General features: G+C 71.7%; 21 protein-coding genes. 7 read left to right on the forward strand and 14 right to left on the reverse strand.

Annotated features, from left to right (window positions below; translation table 11 throughout):
* Nucleotides 1-39: 39 nt before the first annotated feature.
* The 11 genes from GT358_RS09045 to pyrH all read right to left on the reverse strand — a co-directional run bounded on the left by GT358_RS09045 (nt 40) and on the right by pyrH (nt 9,800).
* On the reverse strand, nt 40-681 hold the full coding sequence (locus tag GT358_RS09045) for an OmpH family outer membrane protein (protein ID WP_166582287.1): 642 nt from the start codon (nt 679-681) through the stop codon (nt 40-42).
* The gene (gene bamA / locus GT358_RS09050; protein WP_166582288.1) at nt 681-3,023 is read right to left on the reverse strand and encodes an outer membrane protein assembly factor BamA; all 2,343 of its coding nucleotides are present in this window, start codon (nt 3,021-3,023) and stop codon (nt 681-683) included. The genes GT358_RS09045 and bamA overlap by 1 nt, the downstream gene beginning before the upstream one ends.
* 112 nt (nt 3,024-3,135) lie before the next feature.
* Entirely contained in the window at nt 3,136-3,270 is a 135-nt protein-coding gene (locus GT358_RS16835) for a hypothetical protein (protein WP_256371812.1), read from the reverse strand.
* A gap of 67 nt (nt 3,271-3,337) precedes the next feature.
* Nucleotides 3,338-4,669 (reverse strand): RIP metalloprotease RseP, encoded by a 1,332-nt coding sequence (gene rseP / locus GT358_RS09055; protein WP_166582289.1) that lies wholly within the window; start codon nt 4,667-4,669, stop codon nt 3,338-3,340.
* A 3-nt stretch (nt 4,670-4,672) separates the two neighbouring features.
* Nucleotides 4,673-5,140: a DUF3592 domain-containing protein gene (locus GT358_RS09060; RefSeq protein WP_166582290.1), complete on the reverse strand. Its 468-nt coding sequence runs from the start codon at nt 5,138-5,140 to the stop codon at nt 4,673-4,675.
* Nucleotides 5,137-6,330, reverse strand: coding sequence for a 1-deoxy-D-xylulose-5-phosphate reductoisomerase (gene dxr, locus GT358_RS09065; protein WP_166582291.1), 1,194 nt, complete (start codon nt 6,328-6,330; stop codon nt 5,137-5,139). The genes GT358_RS09060 and dxr overlap by 4 nt, the downstream gene beginning before the upstream one ends.
* Nucleotides 6,327-7,133, reverse strand: coding sequence for a phosphatidate cytidylyltransferase (locus tag GT358_RS09070; protein WP_166582292.1), 807 nt, complete (start codon nt 7,131-7,133; stop codon nt 6,327-6,329). Before GT358_RS09070 ends, dxr begins: the two co-directional genes overlap by 4 nt.
* 2 nt (nt 7,134-7,135) lie before the next feature.
* Entirely contained in the window at nt 7,136-7,855 is a 720-nt protein-coding gene (gene uppS / locus GT358_RS09075) for a polyprenyl diphosphate synthase (RefSeq protein ID WP_166582293.1), read from the reverse strand.
* A 16-nt stretch (nt 7,856-7,871) separates the two neighbouring features.
* Nucleotides 7,872-8,435: a ribosome recycling factor gene (frr, locus tag GT358_RS09080; RefSeq protein WP_166582294.1), complete on the reverse strand. Its 564-nt coding sequence runs from the start codon at nt 8,433-8,435 to the stop codon at nt 7,872-7,874.
* A 135-nt stretch (nt 8,436-8,570) separates the two neighbouring features.
* A complete protein-coding gene (locus tag GT358_RS09085; protein ID WP_166582295.1) occupies nt 8,571-8,996 on the reverse strand; it encodes an RNA polymerase subunit sigma-70 in 426 nt (141 codons plus the stop codon).
* A 114-nt stretch (nt 8,997-9,110) separates the two neighbouring features.
* Complete coding sequence (pyrH, locus tag GT358_RS09090) at nt 9,111-9,800, reverse strand: UMP kinase (RefSeq protein ID WP_243730814.1); 690 nt, start codon at nt 9,798-9,800, stop codon at nt 9,111-9,113.
* A 160-nt stretch (nt 9,801-9,960) separates the two neighbouring features.
* Here pyrH and miaA point away from each other — a divergent pair, with 160 nt between their 5' ends.
* The 5 genes from miaA to GT358_RS09115 all read left to right on the forward strand — a co-directional run bounded on the left by miaA (nt 9,961) and on the right by GT358_RS09115 (nt 17,316).
* Nucleotides 9,961-10,833, forward strand: coding sequence for a tRNA (adenosine(37)-N6)-dimethylallyltransferase MiaA (gene miaA / locus GT358_RS09095; protein ID WP_166582297.1), 873 nt, complete (start codon nt 9,961-9,963; stop codon nt 10,831-10,833).
* Nucleotides 10,834-10,959: 126 nt separating this feature from the next.
* On the forward strand, nt 10,960-12,618 hold the full coding sequence (locus GT358_RS09100) for an ABC transporter substrate-binding protein (protein WP_166582298.1): 1,659 nt from the start codon (nt 10,960-10,962) through the stop codon (nt 12,616-12,618).
* A gap of 86 nt (nt 12,619-12,704) precedes the next feature.
* Nucleotides 12,705-13,751: an ABC transporter permease gene (locus GT358_RS09105; RefSeq protein WP_166582299.1), complete on the forward strand. Its 1,047-nt coding sequence runs from the start codon at nt 12,705-12,707 to the stop codon at nt 13,749-13,751.
* A gap of 9 nt (nt 13,752-13,760) precedes the next feature.
* The gene (locus GT358_RS09110; RefSeq protein ID WP_166582300.1) at nt 13,761-15,227 is read left to right on the forward strand and encodes an ABC transporter permease; all 1,467 of its coding nucleotides are present in this window, start codon (nt 13,761-13,763) and stop codon (nt 15,225-15,227) included.
* A 16-nt stretch (nt 15,228-15,243) separates the two neighbouring features.
* Nucleotides 15,244-17,316, forward strand: coding sequence for a dipeptide ABC transporter ATP-binding protein (locus GT358_RS09115; protein WP_371416253.1), 2,073 nt, complete (start codon nt 15,244-15,246; stop codon nt 17,314-17,316).
* 367 nt (nt 17,317-17,683) lie between these two features.
* Here the strand turns inward: GT358_RS09115 and GT358_RS09120 are convergent, their stop codons facing one another.
* A complete protein-coding gene (locus GT358_RS09120) occupies nt 17,684-18,295 on the reverse strand; it encodes a lytic transglycosylase domain-containing protein (protein ID WP_243730799.1) in 612 nt (203 codons plus the stop codon).
* 184 nt (nt 18,296-18,479) lie between these two features.
* Here GT358_RS09120 and ssb point away from each other — a divergent pair, with 184 nt between their 5' ends.
* Nucleotides 18,480-18,992 carry a single-stranded DNA-binding protein gene (gene ssb, locus GT358_RS09125; protein ID WP_166582301.1) on the forward strand — a complete coding sequence of 171 codons (513 nt, stop codon included), beginning with the start codon at nt 18,480-18,482 and terminating at the stop codon, nt 18,990-18,992.
* 21 nt (nt 18,993-19,013) lie between these two features.
* On the opposite strand, the gene aroB is transcribed toward ssb, so the two are convergent.
* A complete protein-coding gene (aroB, locus tag GT358_RS09130) occupies nt 19,014-20,108 on the reverse strand; it encodes a 3-dehydroquinate synthase (RefSeq protein WP_166582302.1) in 1,095 nt (364 codons plus the stop codon).
* A complete protein-coding gene (locus GT358_RS09135) occupies nt 20,105-20,692 on the reverse strand; it encodes a shikimate kinase (protein ID WP_166582303.1) in 588 nt (195 codons plus the stop codon). Before GT358_RS09135 ends, aroB begins: the two co-directional genes overlap by 4 nt.
* A 122-nt stretch (nt 20,693-20,814) precedes the next feature.
* Between GT358_RS09135 and GT358_RS09140 the strand changes: the two genes are divergently transcribed.
* Nucleotides 20,815-20,967, forward strand: coding sequence for a hypothetical protein (locus GT358_RS09140; RefSeq protein WP_166582304.1), 153 nt, complete (start codon nt 20,815-20,817; stop codon nt 20,965-20,967).
* The last annotated feature ends 1 nt before the right edge of the window (nt 20,968 follow it).

Below are 20,968 nucleotides of genomic sequence, written 5' to 3' on the forward strand. Positions count from 1 at the left end.
GCTCTCGCCTGGTCGGGCCCCGCGGGCAGGTCCGGGGTTTCACGGGGAAGGGACGCTGTCCTCTCCGACCGGCGGGCCGTCGGGGGTCGGGTTGTCCGGGGTCGGGGCGTCGGGAGCGGGGTCGTCTGGGGCGACCGCGGTCCCGTCGCCCAGCGCCGCATCGATCGCGGCGATGGCCTCGTCGGTGATGTCCACGACCCCGGCGCCGAGGAAGACCGACCGGCGCTCGAGGATCACGGCCGCGCCGCTCGCCACCATCAGACGGGCGAGGATGGGCATGGCCTCGTTGAGGAAGGTCTGGCGACCCTCGGCCGCGGCATCGCGCAGCGCGGCCTCCTTGGCGTCCTGCTCGGCGCGGATGCGCTGCACCTCCCGATCGAAGGCGTCGGCCTCGGCCCGGAACGCCTCCGGTTCCATGCTCGCGCGCCGCTCGGTCAGGCTGCGCTCGCGCGCGGTCAGCTCGGCGGCCAGCGCCTCGTTCTCGCGCTGGAGCGCCTCGCCGCGCTGGCGCAGGTCGGCCTCGATGCGGCGGCCGAACCGGGTCTCGGCGAACAGGCGCTCCACGTCCAGCGTGAGCACCGGGCTCTGGACCGCGACGCGCGGCGGCGGCTCGGCTTCCTGCGCGGGAAGCGGCGGAGACCAGGCCCCGAGAGCCGCCGCGAGGATGAGGACGCCGCGCATCAGAAGCGGGTGGACACCGTGATGTCGAAGTTCTGCGGCCGGTCCTGCTCCTCCACCATCAGCGGCCGCGTGAAGTTGAAGCGCAAGGGCCCGATGGGCGTGGTCCAGAACAGCGACACCCCCGCGATCGCCCGCGGCGTGAAGTCGTTGTAGAGCACGTCGTCGGGCTCGAGGCTGCGCAGGTCGCCCACGTCCCAGACCGAGCCGTAATCGACGAAGGCCCCGCCCGAGATGCCGTATTCCTGCGGCAGCCCGAGCGGAAACTCGGTCTCGAGCCGCAGGACGGCGAAGGCGTTGCCGCCCAGCGCGTCGTCGGTCTCCGCATCGCGCGGCCCGATCCCCTGCCGCCGGAAGCCGCGAAAGGTCCGGCTGCCGAGAAAGAAGCGGTCCGTCACCCGGCTCGCCCCGTCGATGTAGTGGAGATAGCCGCCCTCCAGGCTGGCCCGCAGGGTGATGTCCTCGCCGAACACCCGCGTCTCGGCCGAGGCGAGGCCGGTCGAACGGATGAAGGTCGAGTCCTCGCCCACGCCGAATTCCTGCCCCAGCCGGAAGGTGAAGTTGGTGGGCGTGTCGATGTTCGTGCGCCGGCTGTCCCAGGTATAGGTATAGCCCAGCGCGTTGGTCCACTCGCCCCCCTCGGCAGCCTCGTCGAAGATGAGCTGGCTCGCGCGGCCGCGGACCTCGCCCGTGTCGGGGTCGGTTGTGCCCTCGGCGACATTGGTGATGTCGGTGAACTCCAGCGCATAGAAGGTCTGGAGGCGTCCGTTCTCGCTGACCGGGAAGGTGAGGGAGGGCGAGAACCGGAACGTATCCGTGTCGTAGAGCGTCCCAGCGCGCTGGGTCGTCCGATAGCTGAAGTCGAGCGCGCCGACGAGATCGCGGTTGAGGAACTGCGGCTCCGCGAAGCGGAAGGTCAGAAGCTGGTTGTCCTGCCCCCATTGCAGGTTGAAGTTGAGCCGCTGCCCGCGGCCGAGGAAGTTCTCCTCGGCGAACTGCGCCACCAGCGACACGCCGGTATCGGTGGAATAGTTGGCCCCGAAGGACAGCGACCCCGTGGGCTGCTCGGTCACGTTGACATCGATCACCACCTGGTCGGGATTGCTCCCCTGCCGGGCCGTCACCTCCGCGTCGGAGAAGTAGCCCAGCGCGCGGATGCGCTCGGCGGATTCGCGGATCTCGCGCGGGTTGAACGGGTCGCCCTCGGCGGTGCGGAACTGCGACCGGATCACACGGTCGAGCGTGGTCGCGTTGCCCTCGATGTCGATGCGCTCGACGAAGATCCGCTCGCCGGGGACCAGCGCGTATTCGATGTTGAGCAGCAGGCCGCGGGGATCGCGCGTGATGCGGGGCTCCACCCGCAGGAACGGAATGCCCTGCCGCAGCGCCAGGGCCTCGATCCGCGCGATGTCCGCGTCGATCGTGGCGGGCGAGTAGATCTGCCCCGGCTGCACGCGGACGACCTGGCGGAACGTCTCGGGGTTGGCCTCCGGAATGGCGCTCGTCACCTGCACGTCACCGAACTGGAAGCGCTGGCCCTCCTCGACCGAGAAGGTGATGAGGTAGGCGTCGCGCTCACGCGTCAGGTTGACGTCCACATCCGTCACGCGCGCATCGGCGAACCCGCGCGAGCGGTAGAAGTCCACCAGCGCCTGCCGGTCGAACTCGATCCGCTCGGCCACAAAGGTGTCCGCCCGGATGATCGCCCGCAGGAGCCCCGCCTGACGGGTCTGGAGCACGCTGCGCAGCCGCCGGTCCGAGAAGGAGCGGTTGCCGACAAAGGAAATGCGCTCGACCTCGGTGATGCCGCCCTCGGCGATCTGGAACACGAGATCCACCCGGTTGTCGGGGCGGCGGATGATCGCCGGCACCACGACCGCGTTGACCCGCCCCGCCGCGGCATAGGCCTCGGCGATGGCGGCGGTGTCGCGCTCGGCCTGGGTGGGCGAATAGACCCGGCGCTCGATCGAGCCGACCACGGCGGCCAGCTGCTCGTCCCGGATGACGCTGTTGCCCTCGAAGGCGATGCGGTTGATCGTCGGCCATTCCCGGACGCGCACCACGAGGGTGGAGCCCTGCGGGATCACCTCGACCGTCTCGAACAGGCCCGAGGCGCGCAGCGCCTGCGCCGCGTCGTTGAGCCGGCCGGCCGTCACCGTCTCGCCCCGCCCGATCCCGAGGCGCGACAGGATGGTGCCCGTCTCGATGAGCTGGTTGCCTTCGACCCGGACGGTGCCGAAGCTGTAGGTCTGCGCCCCGAGCGGCGCCGCCGCGACCAGGATCGCCGCCGCCAGCACCGATCCGCGCAGAGCCCGGCGGGCTGCGCCCCCCTGCTGTCCCCTCATGTCCACCGCCCGCCCTTGTTCGCCAGGTCTTGCCGCTCAAGGCGTAGCCGGTGGCCCGTGGCTTGTCAAAAGCAACGCAGGCCCAGTGGCGGTCTGAGGCCGCCCCACACGCTCAGGACAGACCCAGCATCCCGATCCACGCCCCCGCACACAGGGCGCCGAGGACGGTGGCCAGATACAGGACCCGGTCGAAGTTCAGGCTCAGGATCAGCCGGAGTCCCCGGCCCTGCCGGATGATCGCGTTCATCGCGCCCCCCATGGTCGGCTTCCCCCGCCCTAGCGGCGGATTGCGGCCGGATTGGGGCGGAATGCCGTCACGGGCAGAGGAACAGGTCGTTGGCGACCGCAAAGACCATGAGCGTCAGGATCGCGGCCAGGCCGAACGTCATCAGCACCCGCAGCGCCTTGTCGCCCGGCGGCCGGCCCGTCACCGCCTCCCAGGCGTGGAAGACGAGATGGCCCCCGTCGAGGATCGGGATGGGAAACAGGTTCATCAGTCCCACGGCGGTGGACAGGACGGCGACAAAGAACACGAAACTCGTCAGACCCTGTTCGGCCATCGCGCCCGAGGTGGTGGCGATGCCCACCGGACCCGAGAGGTTGCAGGTCGAGATGGCGCCCGTGATCATGTGCGCGATGCCCGACAGCGAACGGGTGATGATGAACCACAGTTGCGCCACCGCGTCGCCCGCGGCCTCCAGCAGGCCGGGGGTCTCGGTCACCGGCTCGAAGAAGGTCCCGCCCGTGACGCCGATCAGCCAGCGCGTCTCGAAGCCCCCTTCGGGCAGCGGCAGGTCGGTCCGGCGTGGCAGCAGCGTGACCTCGCGCTCCTCGCCCGCGCGCCAGACGCGCAGTGTCAGCGCCGCCCCCTGCGAGGCGGTCACGGCCTCCACCAGCTGATCGAACGACCACACGGGCTGCCCGTTCATCGCGGTGATGACGTCGCCCGCGCGCAGCCCCGCCGCCCAGGCGGCGCTGTCGGGGCTTACCGCGCCGGCCAGGGTGGGAAAGGGATGGGGCCCCGGCACGACCATCTCGGCGCCGTCGCGGCGGATCGTGTAGTCCACCACCGGCCCGTCGGGCAGGGCGGCCCGGTCGGCCGCTAGTCCCTCGCCCGCGCGCACCGGCTGGCCGGCCACCGCCAGGATCTGGTCGCCCGGCTGCAGGCCCTGCTCGTAGATCGGCGGCAGGGGCGCCAGCGTGCGGACGGTCAGGGGATCGACCGGCCGGCCCTGCCCCAGGATCAGGACCAGGAACAGCAGCACCGAGAGCAGGAAATTGGCCGCCGGACCGGCCGCGACCGTGGCCGATCGCGCCCAGAGCGGCGCGCCCAGCATCGTGTGGCGCCGCTCGCCGCGCGGCACGCGCGACTCGTCGCCCCCGTAGGACGCGGCATTGGCATCGCCCAGGAACTTGACATAGCCGCCGAAGGGCAGCGCCGCGATCTGCCAGCGCGTCCCGTGCCGGTCGGTGCGCGAAAGCAGCACCGGCCCGAAGCCGATGGAGAACACCTCGGCCTTGATGCCGCTCCAGCGGCCGACGATGTAGTGGCCGTATTCGTGCACCGCGACGATGATCGACAGGGCGACGACGAAGGCCACCAGCGTGAAGGCCACGCCGCCGAACTGGGGGATCAGGCCGTCCACCGCTCAGGCCTCCGCCGCGGTCCGGCCCGGACGCGGACGGACCGCCCGCAGCAGGGCGATTCCGAAGGCCAGCCCGGCCAGGAGGACGAGCCAGCCGGCCATCCGCGCCGGCCGCGCGAGCGCGCCGGGTTCCAGTTCCACGATGGCGGGATCGGAGGCGGCAAAGCGCACCGGCACCTCTCCGCCGACCTGCAGACCCGCATGAAAGGCGGCCGAGACGGCGACCCGCGCGCGCACGCCCTCGCCCTCGGGGCCGGCGAACAGCACCTCCACCATGGGCGTGCCGCTGCCCGGCCCCGCCTGGAGCGACAGCACCGAGGCGTGGCCGGTCACGCCCTCCGCCTCCAGAAGCCGCACGGGCGCGGAGACGAGCGACCACAGGAGAAGGCTGACCACGAACAGCGCACCGGCCAGGCCGGCCCATCGCCGCCGCCCCGCCCCGTCGCCCCTGTTCCAGCCTGCCGTTCTCATGCGTCCTCTCCCATCGCCGCGACCAGCTCGCGAGCCGTCTCGCGGGCCAGCCGGTCGGCCTCCAGCACATCCTCCAGCCGGGGGATGTCCCCGCTGCGACATAAGGACGGCAGCGCGCCGGCGCCAGAGAGGCGGTCGAGCGCCTCCTCCACCACGCGGGCCATGTCCGTGAACCGGATCGTCCGTGCCAGGAAGGCGTCCAGCGCCGCCTCCTTGGCGGCGTTGAAGGCCGCGCCCATGAGCCCCCCCGCCTCCATCGCCGCCCGCGCGAGGCCGAGCGCCGGATAGCGCGCCGCATCGGGTTCGCGGAAGGTGAGCCGCCCCACCTGCGCGAGGTCCAGCCGCTCGACGGGCAGCGCCTCGCGCGCGGGGTGATAGAGCGCGAAGCCGATCGCGTGGCGCATGTCCGGCGCGCCCAGATGCGCGATCAGTCCCCCGTCGCGGAACCCCACCAGCGCGTGGACCAGCGATTCGGGGTGGATCAGCACCTCGATGCGGTCGGGCGGCAGGCCGAACAGCTCGTGCGCCTCGATCACCTCCAGCGCCTTGTTGAACATGGAGGCCGAATCGACCGTGATCCGCTGCCCCATGGCCCAGTTCGGATGCGTGCTCGCCTCCTCGACGGTGGCATGGACCAGCCGCTCGAGCGGCCAGTCCCGGAACGCCCCGCCCGAGGCGGTCAGGATCAGCCGCTCCACCTCCTCGGCGCGCTCGCCCCGCAGCGCCTGGAACAGGCCGGAATGCTCGCTGTCCACGGGCAGGATGGCGGCGCCGTGGCGGCGCGCCTCGGCCATCACCAGCCGCCCCGCCGCCACCAGCGTCTCCTTGTTGGCGAGCGCGAGCGTGCCGCCCCGCCGCACCACCTCGAGCGAGGGGACCAGCCCCGCCGCCCCCACGATGGCGCCCATGGTCCAGTCGGCGGGGCGCGCGGCGGCCTCGGCCACGGCCTCGGGTCCGGCCGCGGCCTCGATGCCGGTGCCGGCCAGCCGCTCGCGCAGCTCGGCATAGAGGTCGGGCCGCGCGGTCACGGCCAGCCGCGCGCGGTGCGCCACCGCCTGCTCGGCCAGCAGCGCGACGTTGCCCGCGCCCGTCAGCGCCTCGACCGCGAAGGCCCCCGGCGCGCGGCCGAGCAGGTCCAGCGTCGCGCAGCCGATGCTGCCGGTCGAGCCCAGGACCGTGACCGTTCTCACCGCGCCATCCCCGGCACCCCCAGCACGGCGCTGAAGGCCAGCATGAAGAGCGACGCCCCCAGCATCGCGTCGAACCGGTCCAGCATCCCCCCGTGGCCGGGGATCAGCTGCGAGGCGTCCTTGACCCCCACCCGCCGCTTGAGCGCCGATTCGGCGATGTCGCCCCATTGGGACGCGACGGAGAGCAGGATCGACAGCGGCACGATCTCGGGCCCGACCCGCGTCAGCGCATGGGCGATCAGCCCGACGAGGGCGGCGCCGATCCACCCCGCGGCCGTCCCGCTCCAGGTCTTCTTGGGGCTGACGCGCGGCCAGAACTTGGGTCCGCCGACCAGGCGGCCGACGAAATAGCCGGCCACGTCCGTCACGACCACGACCCCGATCAGCCACAGGATCCACAGGAATCCGTGCTCGGCCCGGAAGGCCACGAGGCCCCAGCCCGCCACCTGCACCCCCAGCGCGAAGGCGAACCACATTCCCCTCTCGCGCCGCAGCGCGACGAGCCCCGCGACGGGCGCCACGAGAAAGAGCAGCAGGCCCCAGGGCTCCTGCACGGTGAGCTGACCGCTCATCACGCTCGCGACCAGCGCCGCGAGCAGCATTCCCGGCGTCGGCCGCGTGGGCTCGATCATGGTCCAGATCTCCCAGACCATCACGGCGGTGACAAAGACGGCGGCCATCTGGAACCAGACGCCGCCCGCGATCACCGCTGCGCTGCCCGCAAGGATCATGCCCGCCGCCGACCAGGCCCGGGGCCGCAGGTCGGCCCAGCGGGGATCGACCGGTGGAGGGGCGGAGTCCACGCTCAGGCCCTGACGGCCCCGAACCGTCGCTCGCGCCGGCCGAAGGCGCCGACGATGCGCGCGAACTCGGCCGCCGTGAAGTCCGGCCACAGCGTGTCCACGAACTCATACTCGGCATAGGCCGACTGCCACAGCAGGAAGTTGGAGATCCGCGCCTCGCCCGAGGTGCGGATCACCAGGTCCGGGTCGGGCAGCACGTGGGTGTCGAGAAACCGCGCCAGCGTCTCGGCGTCCACGTCGCGGTGCGACAGCCGCCCCTGCTCGATCTCGTAGGCGAGCCGGCGCGCGGCCCGCGTCACCTCGTCCCGGCCGCCATAGTTCAGCGCCACCGTCAGGTGCAGCGCGTCGTTGCCCGCCGTCAGCAGTTCCAGCTCGTCCATCAGCGCGACGAGGCGCGGCTCGAGCTTGATGCGGTCGCCGATGAAGCGCACGCGGACGCCCGCCTGGAACAGCTCCTGCGCCTCCCGCTGGATGTAGCGGCGAAACAGCGACATCAGCCCGGCCACCTCCGCCTGCGTGCGCTTCCAGTTCTCCGTGGAGAAGGCGAAGATGGTCAGGTAGCGCACGCCCAGGGCCGGACAGGCCTCGACGATCTCGCGCACGCGGCGCGCCCCGGCATGGTGGCCCCAGAGCCGCGGGCGGCCGCGCATCTGCGCCCAGCGCCCGTTGCCGTCCATGATGATGGCGACGTGGCGCGGGCCGGGGGCCTCGGTGTCGGACATGGTCGGGTCTCCCCCGTCAGACCTGCATGATCTCGGCCTGCTTGGCTTCGAGCGCCTGGTCCACCTGCCGGATGAAGCGGTCGGTCAGCTCCTGGACCTCGTTCTCCCAGAACTTGGCATCGTCTTCCGAAAGACCCTTGGCCTTGGCCTTCTTGACGTCGTCCATCCCCTCGCGCCGCAGGTTGCGGATGGCCACCCGGGCGTGCTCGGCATAGCTGGCCGCGACCTTGGTCAGCTCGCGCCGGCGCTCCTCGTTCAGTTCGGGGATGGGCAGCATGATGATCGTGCCGTTGGTCTGGGGATTGATCCCCAGCCCGCTGTCGCGGATCGCCTTCTCGACCTTGGACACCATCCCGCGGTCCCAGACGTTGATCGTGACCATCCGCGGCTCGGGGACGTTGATCGTGCCCAGCTGGTTGATCGGCGTCATCTGGCCGTAGGCCTCGACCTGGATGGGCTCCAGCATCGCCCCCGAAGCCCGCCCCGTGCGCAGGCTCGCGAACTCGGTGCGCAGGTTCTGGATCGCTCCTTCCATCCGGCGCTGGAGATCGTCGGTGTCGAGTTCGAAGTCGTCGGCCATGGTCCTGCTCGTGGTCCCGTCACGGTCGCGGGCCTGTTTAGGCACAGAGGCGCGGGCTTGTATAGGTGCCCTGCCGGAACGGCGCCCCTTTCCGCAAGCGGCTGCCGGAGCGATGCCGCACCGGAACCGGCCGCCTCAGAACAGGGACAGCTGCCCGTCGGTTCCGCCCGCCGCCGGAGGCGAGGCGGCGGCCGCCCGGCCCGGCCGCGGCCGACCCCGGTCTCCGCCCCTCGCACGCGCCAGCGCCCGGTCCCTCTCCCGCGCCTCCGGTGCCTGAGGATCGCCGCTCAACCACTTGCCGTGCTTGACAACCTCGTTGACGCGACCCTGGTTGACGCCCAGCGCGAAGGCGATCTCCTGCTGGGTCATGGCGGTGGTGCGGTGCATCTCGAGAATGCGCCGGGCGAGCGCCGGCGTCATCCGCTGGCCGGCCACCCGGCGCGGCGCGGCCGCGGCCTCGCGCCGGAGGCGGTCGCGCTGCCTCAGCTTGTCCAGGATGCGCAGGGCGCCCTTCATCCCCTGCGCGCGCAGGGCCTCCTCGAACTCCCGCAGGGTCGCCACGGCCCCGGTCCTCCCGCCTGCGTCACCCGACCGTCAATGTGACGCATCCGCTTGGCCGATCAAGGCCCTTGCGGCCTCTCCCGCGCCGCTCCGCCCCGGGGCGCCGGGCAGGCGTCAGCCCTGCACGACGGTATAGGTGCCCTGCCCCTGGAGGACCCCCTTGAACCCGCCCGGCTCGTCCAGCGAGAAGACGATGATGGGCAGGTTGTTGTCGCGCGCCAGCGCGATGGCCGAGGCGTCCATCACGCCCAGGTTCTTGGCCAGCACCTCCGTGTAGCCGACCTGCTCGAAACGGCGGGCGTCGGGGTGCTGCTTGGGGTCCTTGTCATAGACCCCGTCCACCTTGGTGCCCTTGAAGATCGCCTCGCAACCCATTTCCGAGGCTCGCAACGTCGCCGCCGTGTCGGTGGTGAAATAGGGATTGCCCGTGCCGGCGGCGAAGATGCAGACGCGCTTCTTCTCGAGATGGCGCACCGCGCGGCGGCGGATATAGGGCTCGCAGACCTGGTCCATGGGGATCGCGCTGATGACGCGCGTGAAGACGCCCATCCCCTCCAGCGCGGACTGCATGGCGAGCGCGTTCATCACCGTGGCCAGCATCCCCATGTAGTCGGCCGTGGTCCGCTCCATCCCCTGCGCGCTGCCCTGCAGCCCGCGGAAGATGTTGCCGCCCCCGATCACCATGCAGACCTCCACGCCCATGTCGCGCACGGCCTTGACCTCGGCGGCGATGCGCTGGACCGTGGGCGGGTGCAGCCCGTAGCCCTGATCGCCCATCAGCGCCTCGCCGCTGATCTTGAGCATGACCCGGCGGAAGCGCGGCGCGCCGTCCGCCGCTCCGGGCACCGGCTGCCGCAAGGCAGCGGCCTCGCTCGATCCGCTTTCGGTCATGGTCCTGCCTCCGCCCGCTTCGGTCGCGCGGACCATTGTCCCAAGAGGACAGCCGACGCAACACGCTGACCCCATGGACCTGCGCGACGTTCCCCCCGACCGTCCGGTGCTGATCGCGGGGCCGACCGCCTCGGGCAAGTCGGCCCTGGCCCTGCATCTGGCCCGGACCGGCGGCGGGGTCGTGGTCAACGCGGACGCTCTGCAGGTCTATGCCGGCTGGCGCGTGCTGACCGCGCGGCCCTCGCCGGCCGAGGAGGCGGCGGTTCCCCACGCCCTCTTCGGCCATGTCGCCATGGACGAGAGCTATTCGGTCGGCCGCTGGCTGCGCGAGCTGGCCCCGCTGCTCGACGGGCCGCGCAGGCCGATCGTGGTGGGGGGCACCGGGCTCTACCTGTCCGCGCTGACGGAAGGCCTGGCCCCCGTGCCCCCCGTGCCCTCCGAAGTGCGGGCCGAGGCGGACCGGCTCGACCTGGCGTCGCTGCTCGACGGGCTCGACGCGCGCACCCGCGCCGGGCTCGACCCGAACAACCGGGCCCGCGTCCAGCGAGCCTGGGAGGTGCTGCGCGCCACGGGGCGCGGCCTGGCCGAGTGGCAGGCCGAGACCCCGCCCCCCCTCCTGCCGCCCGACCGCGCGACCCGGCTCGTCCTGCGGCCGCCGGTCGCCTGGCTCGACGCGCGCATCGCCGCGCGGTTCGACGCCATGCTGGAGGGCGGCGCGATCGAGGAGGTGCGCGCCAACCTGCCGCTCTGGCGCGAGCGGGCGCCGGCCTTCCGCGTCCTCGGCGCGGCCGAGCTGCGCGCGCATCTCCTCGGCCGCCTCACCCTGCCCGAGGCCCGCGCCGCCGCCATCCTGGCCACGCGCCGCTATGCCAAGCGCCAGCGGACCTGGTTCCGGGGCCGCATGGCCGACTGGATCGCCCTCGATCCCTCCGTCCCGGTGCCGTGAGCGGGCCGGGAGGAGTCGATTCCGGTCATTGACGCAGCGCGCTCCACCGTGCCCAATGACCGGGGAGATGCGGCCCCGGGCCGCCAAGGATCGAACCGTCCGGTTCGGGACAAGGGAGTTGAGAGGATGACCGAGACGACGACGTGTGCTGCGCCGCATCCGGCAGCGCTCATGTATGCGGACGAGGTTCGCGCCGGAACGCTCAGCCGGAGGGAGTTCCTGACCCGCGCCACCGCGCTCGGCGTGTCGATCCCTGCGGCCTACGGCCTCATCGGACTGCCGGCCCCGGCCGCCGCGCAGGAAGGGCCCACCCCGCAGCCGGGCGGCACGCTCAGGATGCAGATGGAACTGCGTCCGACCAAGGACCCCCGCACCTGGGACTGGTCGGAGCATGCGAACTTCTGCCGCGGCTGGCTCGACTACATGGTGGAATACCAGAAGGACGGCTCGCTCCGCGGGATGCTCCTCGAATCGTGGGAAGCCAACGAGGATGCAACCGTCTGGACGCTGAACCTGCGGCGCGGCGTCAAGTGGAACAACGGCGACGACTTCACCGCCGAGGACGTCGTCCACAACCTGCGCCGCTGGTGCGACGGCACGGCCGAGGGCAACTCGATGGCGGCGCGCTTCGACGTGTTGCGCGACGTGGAGGGCACGAACCAGATGCGCGAGGATGCGGTGGAGGTCGTGGACGACCATACCGTGCGCCTGCACGCCTCCGCGCCGGACATCGCGCTGGTCGTGAACATGGCCGACTATCCCGCTGCCGTCGTTCACAGATCCTACAACGGCGAGGACCCGGCGGCGAACCCGATCGGCACCGGCGCCTGGCTGCCCGAGGTCAACGAGGTCGGGGTCCGGCAGGTCCTCGTGCGCAACCCCGATCACGTCTGGTGGGGAACCGAGGTCTATGGCGGGCCTTGGCTCGACCGGATCGAGTACATCGACTACGGCACCGACCCGGCCGCCACCCTCGCCGCCGCCGAATCGGGCGAGATCGACGCCACCTACCAGACCACGGGCGACTTCATCGACATCTTCGACTCGATCGGCTGGGAGAAGTCCGAGGCGGTGACCGCGGCGACGCTCGCGGTGCGCTTCCACCAGGCGGCCGAACCCTACGACGACGTGCGCGTGCGCAACGCGATCCAGCTTGCCGTGGACAACAACGTGGTGCTGGAACTGGGCTACAACGGACTGGGGGAGGTGGCCGAGAACCACCATGTCTGCCCCATCCATCCCGAATACGCTCCCGGCATCAACGAGCCGCCGGACCCGGCCGCCGCGCGCGCGCTGATGGAGGAGGCGGGCCACGCCGACACCGAATTCGAGCTGATCTCGCTCGACGATTCGTGGCAGGCGGCCACCTGCGACGCGGTGGCGGCGCAGATGCGCGACGCGGGCTTCACCGTGCGCCGGACCGTGCTGCCGGGGTCCACCTTCTGGAACGACTGGACCAAGTATCCGTTCAGCGCGACCGAATGGAACATGCGACCGCTCGGGGTGCAGATTCTCAACCTCGCCTACAAGTCGGGCGTGGCATGGAACGAGACGGCCTTCTCCAATGCCGAGTTCGACGCCCTGCTGGCCGAGGCCAACGCCATCGCCGACGCGGATGCCCGGCGCGAGGTGATGGCGCGGCTCCAGCAGATCATGCTGGACGAGGGCGTGCTGATCCAGCCCTACTGGCGCTCGCTCTACCGGCATGTCCGTCCCGGCGTGCACGGCGCGGACAAGCACCCGACCTTCGAGCATCATCATTACAAGTGGTGGATGGAGTCCTGACGGCATTCTGCACCTGCGGGGGGCGGCGCCCGGCGCGCCGCCCCGACGTCCGGGCGACCCGCCCGACCCGGCTCTAGGGAGCCGCCATGGCGCGTTTCATCCTCGTGCGGATCGCGACGATGCTGGTGACGGCGCTCTGCCTCACCTTCATCGTGTTCTGGCTGACCAATATCGGCCCCAATCTCGAGAAGATCGCCCGGAGCGAGGCGGGCAGCCGCATCAGCGATGCCGAAGTGGCCTCCTGGCTCGAGCGCAACGGCTATGCCGAGCCGGTCCTGCTGCGTTACGCCCAGTGGCTCGGCGTCGCCCCCGGCTGGACCCGGCAGGAGGCCGACGGCACCTGGCGGGGCCGCTGCCTCGGGCCCGGAGAGACCCCCGAGGAAGCGCCGGCCTTCTGCGGCGTCCTCCAGGGCGACTGGGGCTTCTCGCGCGTGTTCCGCCGCGACGTGTCCGAGGTGATCCTGCGGGGCCTCGCGCTCACGGGCGCGCTCATGGGCTGGGTCATGCTCGTCATGGTGCCCGGCGCGCTGCTGGTGGGGATCGTGGCGGGCATGCGCGAGGGATCGCGCACGGACCGGGTGCTCTCCACCGGCGCGATCCTGACCACCGCGACGCCCGAATACGTCTCGGGCGTGGTGTTCATCGCGGTGTTCTCCTCCTCGGCCGTGGGGCTGCGCTGGTTCAACGGATCGGCGACCTCTGCGATGGACGCGATCACCTTCCAGAACTTCACCCTCCCCGTCATGACCATCGCCCTGTACGGCATGGGCTACATCGCCCGGATGACGCGGGCCTCCATGGCCGAGGTGATGACCTCGCAATACATCCGCACCGCGCGGCTCAAGGGCGTGAGCTTCGGGGCCGTGGTGCTGCGCCATGCGCTGCGCAACGCGCTGATCGCCCCCTTCACGGTCATCATGCTTCAGTTCCCCTGGCTTCTGACCGGCGTCGTCATCGTGGAAACCCTGTTCAACTACAAGGGCTTCGGCTGGACTCTCGTGGAGGCGGCCGGCAACAACGACATCGACCTGCTTCTGGCCGTCTCGGTCGTGTCGGTGATCGTCGTGCTGCTCACGCAGTTGATCTCGGACATCGGCTATGCCCTTCTCAATCCTCGCATCCGGCTTTCCTGAGGACCCGGCATGGAGCCTCTGACCTGGACCGGCCCTCTGGGCGACTGGCTCGACCCGCTGCTTCTCGCGGCGGCGGGGCTGTTCGGCCTCTCGCTCGTGCTGCGCCTCCTGGCCGGTCTGGTCCCGGCCCCTGCGCCCGAGGCGGTCGTCCATCCCGACGGCACGCTCGGCCTCCGGGGGGGGAGCCGCACGACCCCGCAGGCCTGGGCGCTGCTGGCCAGCCGGGCGACGGGCGCGCTGGTGCTCGCCACGCTCGCCGCCTATCTCGTCGGCGGCCTCCTGCTGCCCTATGGCGAGGCGGGCATCGTCGGGGCCATGATCCGGCGCTTCCTGCCCGTCTGGGTCGCGCTGGGGGCGACGCTCGCCCTGTCCTTCGCCTTCCGCCGCCGGCTGGGCCTCTATGGCCGCATCTTCGACTCGCCGGTCGGGACGACAGGCTTTGTCCTCGTCATGTTCTGGGTTTACACGGCGATCTTCGCAGGCGTGTTCGGCTGGATCGCCACCCACGATCCGCTCGCCGCCGTGTCCGGCATGAAGAACAGGCCCCCCGGAGAGCCGCTGCCCGCCGCCACCGACTGGATGGCCGGCGCGCATTACCTGCTGGGGGGCGACAACCTCGCCCGTGACGTGTTCTCGCGCATGGTCATGGGAAGCTGGACGGTGGTCCAGATCGCGCCGCTTGCCACGCTGTTCGCCTTCATGGTGGGCATCACGCTGGGCCTGCCCGCGGGCTATCGCGGCGGCTGGCTGGATACGGCCCTGTCGTTCCTGGCCAACCTCATCCTCGCCTTTCCGGTGATCCTGCTCTTCTACCTCCTCGTGACGCCGGAGGTGGTCCGCACCGGCCTGCCCACCTGGATGGCGGCAGCGATGTTCCTGGCCCCGATCCTGTTCGTCGCCGTGCTGCTGTGGTCGCGCTTCCGCACGGACCCCGCGCGCGCCGTGCCGCTCATCGCGGCGGTGGTCGCCGCCATGGGCTGGGTCTATCTCTCCTTCATCAGCCAGCCGGGGACGCCGCTCGACTTCATGGGGCGGCTCGACCTGTTCGACGTGCCGCCGGGCGTGCTCGTCGTGTTCGTGGCGGTGGTGTTCGTCAACGCCCCGACCGTGTTCCGCATCGTCCGCGGCCTGACCATGGACATCAAGTCGCGCGACTACGTCGCCGCCGCCCAGACCCGGGGCGAGGGTCCGTGGTACATCATGCTGTGGGAGATCCTGCCCAACGTCCGCGGGCCGCTCATCGTCGATTTCTGCCTGCGGATCGGCTACACGACGATCCTGCTGGGCGCGCTCGGCTTCTTCGGCCTCGGCCTGCCGCCCGACAGCCCGGACTGGGGCTCGACCATCAATGCCGGCCGGCAGCTCCTGTCGATCTTCCCGCACCCGGCCGTGGTCCCCGCGGTCGCGCTGCTGACCCTGGTGCTCGGCCTCAACCTCCTCGCCGACGGCCTGCGCGAGGAATCGCTGCGCGACTGATCCCGGAGCCCGCCCCGTGACCGAGCCCCTGCTCTCCATCGAGAAGCTGTCCATCTCCTTCTTCACGCGCCTGCGCGAGATTCCTGCGGTCATGGACTTCTCGGTGGATGTCATGCCGGGCGAGGCGGTGGGCCTCGTGGGCGAATCGGGCTGCGGCAAGAGCACGGTCGCACTCGGCATCATGCGCGATCTGGGGGCGACGGGGCGCATCACGGGCGGCGCGATCCGGTTCAAGGGCCGCGACCTCGTCACCCTGCCCGAGGCCGAGCTGCGCCGCATCCGGGGCCGGGAGATCGCGATGATCTACCAGGAACCGATGGCCTCGCTGAACCCCGCCATGCGGATCGAGCGTCAGCTCATGGAAGTGCCCATGATCCACGAGGGCGCCTCCGCCGCCGAGGCCCGCGCCCGCGCCCTCGAGGTCGTGCGCGACGTGCGCCTGCCCGATCCCGAGCGCATCCTGCGCGCCTATCCCCACCAGCTCTCGGGCGGCCAGCAGCAGCGCATCGTCATCGCCATGGCGCTGATGGCGCGCCCCTCGCTTCTCATCCTCGACGAGCCGACGACCGCGCTCGATGTCACCGTCGAGGCCGCCGTGGTGGAACTCGTCAAGGAGCTGGGGCGCAAGTACGGCACCTCGATGCTGTTCATCAGCCACAATCTCGGCCTCATCCTCGAGACCTGCGACCGGCTCTGCGTCATGTATTCGGGCGAGGCGGTCGAGCGCGGGCGCGTTGCCGACGTGTTCACCCGGATGCGCCACCCCTACACGCAGGCGCTGTTCCGCTCGATTCCGCTGCCCGGCGCCGACAAGACCGCCCGCCCGCTCCGGGCCATCCCCGGCAACTTCCCCCTGCCGCACGAACGGCCGCCGGGCTGCAATTTCGGACCGCGCTGCGACTATTTCGAGCAGGGACGCTGCGACGCCCGCCCGATCCCCATGGCCGCCATCCCCGGCCCCGAGCGGCACGAGACGCGCTGCCTGCGCTGGGCCGAGATCGACTGGGCCGCCCCGCCCCCGGACGAGGGCAGCCGCGACCCCCGCCCGCCGGGCGCGCCCGTCCTGCGGGTGGACGACCTGCGCAAGTATTACGAGGTCGCCTCGGGCCCCTTCGGCGGCCGCACCACCCGCGTCGTCAAGGCGAACGAGACGCTCTCCTTCGAGGCGCGCGAGGGCGAGACGCTCGCCATCGTGGGCGAATCGGGATGCGGCAAGTCCACGCTCGCCAAGGTGCTGCTCGGGCTCGAGACGGCGACCGGCGGCCGCGTGGTCCTTCTCAACGAGGAGATCCAGTCCACCCCCGTGGAGGCGCGCGACCCCTCGACGGTCGGGCATCTCCAGATGGTGTTCCAGAACCCGTTCGACACGCTCAACCCGTCCATGAGCGTGGGGCGCCAGATCATCCGCGCGCTCGAGGTGTTCGGCATCGGCACGCCGCGCGACCGGCGCGAGCGGATGCTGCGCCTGCTCGATCTGGTCAAGCTCCCCCGCGCCTTCGCCGACCGCAAGCCCCGCCAGCTCTCGGGCGGCCAGAAGCAGCGCGTGGGCATCGCCCGCGCCTTCGCCGGCGACGCCCGGGTCGTGGTCGCCGACGAGCCCGTCTCCGCCCTCGACGTGTCCGTGCAGGCGGCGGTGACGGACCTGCTCATGGACATCCAGCGCGAGAAGGGCACGACGCTCCTGTTCATCAGCCACGACCTGTCCATCGTGCGCTACCTCGCCGACCGGGTCCTCGTCATGTATCTCGGGCACGTGGTCGAGATCGGCTCGACCGACCAGGTCTTTGCGCCCCCCTATCACCCCTATACCGAGGCGCTGCTCTCCGCCGTCCCCATCGCCGATCCGCGCGTGGAAAAGACCCACATCGTCCTCGAGGGCGAGATCCCCTCGGCCATGAACCCGCCCCCCGGCTGCCCTTTCCAGACCCGCTGCCGCTGGAAGCACGCCACTCCCGGCATGCCGTGCGAGACCGAGGTGCCGCCCCTGCGCACGCTTGCGCCCGGCCACCAGGTCAAGTGCCACCTGCCCGACGACCTGCTCGCGCGGATGGAGCCGGTGATTCGCCTGCCGGAGGACACGGCCGCCTGATCCGCGGCGGGTGTTGCGGAAAATGCGGCGGTGCGCGCGGTGGGCTAACGGATCGTTAACCGTTTCGTGCGATCCCCGGACCAGACCGGCCCCGGGTGCCGTGCGGCCTGCGAGCGGCGCCCCCGGCCCCGAAAGGAGAACGCCCATGCCACGGCCCCCCGGGGCCGACCCGATCGCGATGCGCCAGACGCGGCATGCAACACGGCCCCGCCGAGACGGCCCGGAGACGGGTGAGCGCGGAGACGCCCCGGAGGAACCAAGCCCGCCCGATGGGGTGGACCGCCCTCTCCGGCCCCGCGCCACGGGCCTTGCGCGGGATCAGGGGGGAAGCGCGGTGGATGTCGCGGGGTTTTCGTGTTGGTGGCGGCTACTCGCCCCAGATCGCGCGTACATAGCCGCGCGTCTCGGCAAAGGGCGGGATGCCCCTGTGCTGGATCACCGCCCCCGGCCCCGCATTGTAGGCCGCCAGCGCCAGCGGCCAGGTGCCGAACGCATCGAACTGCCGCCGCAGATAGCGCGCTCCCCCCTCCAGGTTGGCCAGCGGATCGTGCGGGTCCACGCCCAGAAGCTGCGCCGTCCCCGGCATGAGCTGCGCAAGCCCGATCGCCCCCTTGTGCGAGACGGCCCGCGGGTTCCAGCCCGATTCCTGCTGCACGAGGCGCAGGAACAGGTCCTCCGGGATGCCGTGGCGGCGCGCGGCGGCACGCGCGGGCTCGAGATAGGACGAATCGGCCCGGCCGCGATAGGCGGGCACGGCGGCGGCGGCGGCCGCGTCGATCAACGGCGGCACCTCCGCGCGCGGCGGCTGAAGCCGGACCGAGTTGTTGTATTGCTGCGCCGCCCGCCCGTCGAGCAGGGCCGTCTGCGCCCGGAACAGCGCCATCCGGTCCGAGGTCGAGACCCGGTCCTGTGCCGCCCCCGGTCCGCCTGCGACCGCCCACGCCGCGGCTGCCGCCGCCAGAATCATCGCCCGAGTCATGACGCCCCCGCCTGAACCCCGTGGCCCCGGAGCCTAGCGGCAGCCGCTGTCCCCGATCCAGCATCAATCCCGGAACCGGCGGAGAGGCGCCGTCCGCTGCGGCCCGGCGGCCGCACCGTCCGCCTTGGCCTTTTCCCCGGTTCCGTGATCTAAGGGGCTCCACCCAGCGGCACGGAGGGGGTCCATGGCGGGTTCGGTGAACAAGGTGATCCTGGTCGGCAATCTCGGCCGCGACCCGGAGGTGCGCAGCTTCGGCAATGGCGGCAAGGTCGTGAACCTCCGCATCGCCACCAGCGAGACCTGGCGCGACAAGGCCACGGGCGAGCGCAAGGAGCGCACGGAGTGGCATTCCGTCGCCATCTTCAACGAGAATCTCGGCCGGGTTGCCGAGCAGTACCTGCGCAAGGGATCCAAGGTGTACATCGAGGGCCAGCTCGAGACCCGCAAGTGGCAGGACCAGTCGGGACAGGACCGCTACACGACCGAGGTCGTCCTGCGCCCCTATCGCGGGGAACTGACGCTGCTCGACGGCCGCGGAGAGGGAGGCGGTGCCGAATACGGCAGCGGCGACGATCCGGGCTTCGGCGGCGGCTACGGGGGCGGCAGCCGGTCCGGCGGGGGGGGCGGTGGCAGCTACGGGGGCGGCGGGCGGAGCGGCGGCACCGCCGGCGATCTCGACGACGACATCCCGTTCTGAACGGAACCGCTGCGGGGCGGCTCAGCCGTCCCGCAGCGTGGCCAGCACGGCCTCCTCCGGGACGTCGGCGGCCACGAAGGCCCGCCCGATCCCGCGCGCGAGCACGAAGCGCAACCGCCCGGCCACGGCCTTCTTGTCCTGCGCCATCAGACGCAACAGCTCCTCGGGGGGCGGCAGCGCGCCGGGGACGTCGCCCAGCCGCACGGGCAGGCCCATGGCGCCCAGATGCGCGCGCACACGCGACGGCTCCTCCTGACTGCACAGGCCCAGCCGCGCCGACAGGTCGAAGGCGAGGCCGAGCCCCACGGCCACCGCCTCGCCATGGAGCAGCCGGTCGCCATAGCCGGTCGCCGCCTCCAGCGCATGGGCGAAGGTGTGGCCCAGGTTCAGAAGCGCGCGCTCCCCCTCCTCGGTCTCGTCTCGCTCGACGATCCGCGCCTTCATCTCGCAGGACCGGACCACGGCCCCCGCGAGCGCCTCCGCGTCGTCGAACAGCGCGGGTCCGCGCGCCTCCAGCCCGGCAAAGAAGTCCGCATCCCCCAGCAGGCCGTACTTGGCCACCTCGGCATAGCCCGACAGCAGGTCGCGCCGCGCCAGCGTGCCCAGCAGCGCCGTGTCCGCCACGACCAGCACGGGCTGGTGGAAGGCGCCGACCAGGTTCTTGCCCTGCGGCGTGTTGATGCCCGTCTTGCCCCCGACCGAGGAATCGACCTGCGCGAGCAGCGTCGTGGGCACCTGCACGAAGCGGACCCCGCGCCGCAGGATCGCGGCGGCGAAGCCGGCTAGGTCGCCGATGACCCCGCCGCCCAGCGCCAGCACGAGGTCGCGCCGCTCCACCCGCTGCTCGAGCAGCCATTCGACTGCGCGCGACAGCCCCTCCCACGACTTGGTCCCCTCCCCCGCGGGCAGGGCCAGCATCTCCGCCGCGATCCCGCCGGCCGCCAGCGCCCCGTGCAGGGCGGAGCCGTGCAACGCCGCCACGCGCTCGTCGGTCAGCACGGCGACGCGCGGGCGCGCAAGATGCGGCCCCAGAAGGTCCGGCAGCCGTGCCATCAGGCCGGGCGCCACATGGATGGCGTAGGCCCGCCCCGGCAGGTCCACATGGATCGTCGTCATCGTTCCGCCTCCAGAAGGCCCGGCACGGCCGCCAGTGCGGCCAGCGCCGCTCCGGCCGTGTCCTCCACCGAGAAGCCCGGCTCGGACCGCACATGGACCGGGGCAAGCCGGTAGACGGGCACGCGCGCGGCAAAGAGCGCGGCCAGCGTCTCCCGCGGGTCGGCCGTGCGCAGCAGCGGGCGGGTGTCCTTGTGGCGCACGCGCTCCCACAGCGTGTCGAGGTCCACGTCGAGCCATACCGCCACCCCGTCGCGCGCGATGGCCTCGCGGTTGCGCTCGGCCATGAAGGCCCCGCCGCCGGTCGAGATCACGGCCGGCGGTCCGGCCAGCAGGCGGCGCAGGACTTCCGCCTCCCGGTCGCGGAAGAACGCCTCGCCGTCGCGGGCGAAGATCTCGGCGATGCTGGCCTGCGCCGCGTCCTCGATGGCGGCGTCGCTGTCGCGGAACGGCACGCCCAGCCGCTGCGCCAGCACCCGGCCTACCGCCGTCTTGCCTGCGCCCATCATCCCGACCAGCACCACCGGACGGCGCAGCCGCGGCCGCCGGCCGCCTCGTCCCCGTCCCGTTGCGATCCCCCTTGGCATGACCTCCCGCCGCTCCGTGCTTGCGCGACGGACCGGTAATGGGGTGAAGTCCGGCAAAAGGCCATATATGAACGGCGCGGCGCAGGCCGGGCGGCAGGGGCAGCAGGCGGGAGACGGACACGATGTGGCGGCTGATCAAGGTCTTGCTCGTTCTTGTCGTGCTCGCTGCCGTGGCGCTCATCGCCTATGCCTATCTCGGCCCGCTCCTGTTTCCCGCCGACTTCGCCCCCCCGCTGCGCGAGGTGGTCGAGCCGGTCGATCTGGACCTCGACTGAC

The sequence above is a fragment of the Rubellimicrobium sp. CFH 75288 genome, from assembly GCF_009904055.1.
Lineage (GTDB): Bacteria > Pseudomonadota > Alphaproteobacteria > Rhodobacterales > Rhodobacteraceae > Rubellimicrobium.

Bases quoted from the DNA above. Each gene is read 5' to 3' on its own strand.
- GT358_RS09045 (WP_166582287.1), bottom strand. From the start codon at position 681: ATGCGCGGCGTCCTCATCCTCGCGGCGGCTCTCGGGGCCTGGTCTCCG.
- bamA (WP_166582288.1), bottom strand. From the start codon at position 3,023: ATGAGGGGACAGCAGGGGGGCGCAGCCCGCCGGGCTCTGCGCGGATCG.
- GT358_RS16835 (WP_256371812.1), bottom strand. From the start codon at position 3,270: ATGAACGCGATCATCCGGCAGGGCCGGGGACTCCGGCTGATCCTGAGC.
- GT358_RS09060 (WP_166582290.1), bottom strand. From the start codon at position 5,140: ATGAGAACGGCAGGCTGGAACAGGGGCGACGGGGCGGGGCGGCGGCGA.
- uppS (WP_166582293.1), bottom strand. From the start codon at position 7,855: ATGTCCGACACCGAGGCCCCCGGCCCGCGCCACGTCGCCATCATCATG.
- frr (WP_166582294.1), bottom strand. From the start codon at position 8,435: ATGGCCGACGACTTCGAACTCGACACCGACGATCTCCAGCGCCGGATG.
- pyrH (WP_243730814.1), bottom strand. From the start codon at position 9,800: ATGCTCAAGATCAGCGGCGAGGCGCTGATGGGCGATCAGGGCTACGGG.
- miaA (WP_166582297.1), top strand. From the start codon at position 9,961: ATGGACCTGCGCGACGTTCCCCCCGACCGTCCGGTGCTGATCGCGGGG.
- GT358_RS09100 (WP_166582298.1), top strand. From the start codon at position 10,960: ATGACCGAGACGACGACGTGTGCTGCGCCGCATCCGGCAGCGCTCATG.
- GT358_RS09105 (WP_166582299.1), top strand. From the start codon at position 12,705: ATGGCGCGTTTCATCCTCGTGCGGATCGCGACGATGCTGGTGACGGCG.
- GT358_RS09110 (WP_166582300.1), top strand. From the start codon at position 13,761: ATGGAGCCTCTGACCTGGACCGGCCCTCTGGGCGACTGGCTCGACCCG.
- GT358_RS09120 (WP_243730799.1), bottom strand. From the start codon at position 18,295: ATGACTCGGGCGATGATTCTGGCGGCGGCAGCCGCGGCGTGGGCGGTC.
- ssb (WP_166582301.1), top strand. From the start codon at position 18,480: ATGGCGGGTTCGGTGAACAAGGTGATCCTGGTCGGCAATCTCGGCCGC.
- aroB (WP_166582302.1), bottom strand. From the start codon at position 20,108: ATGACGACGATCCATGTGGACCTGCCGGGGCGGGCCTACGCCATCCAT.
- GT358_RS09135 (WP_166582303.1), bottom strand. From the start codon at position 20,692: ATGCCAAGGGGGATCGCAACGGGACGGGGACGAGGCGGCCGGCGGCCG.
- GT358_RS09140 (WP_166582304.1), top strand. From the start codon at position 20,815: ATGTGGCGGCTGATCAAGGTCTTGCTCGTTCTTGTCGTGCTCGCTGCC.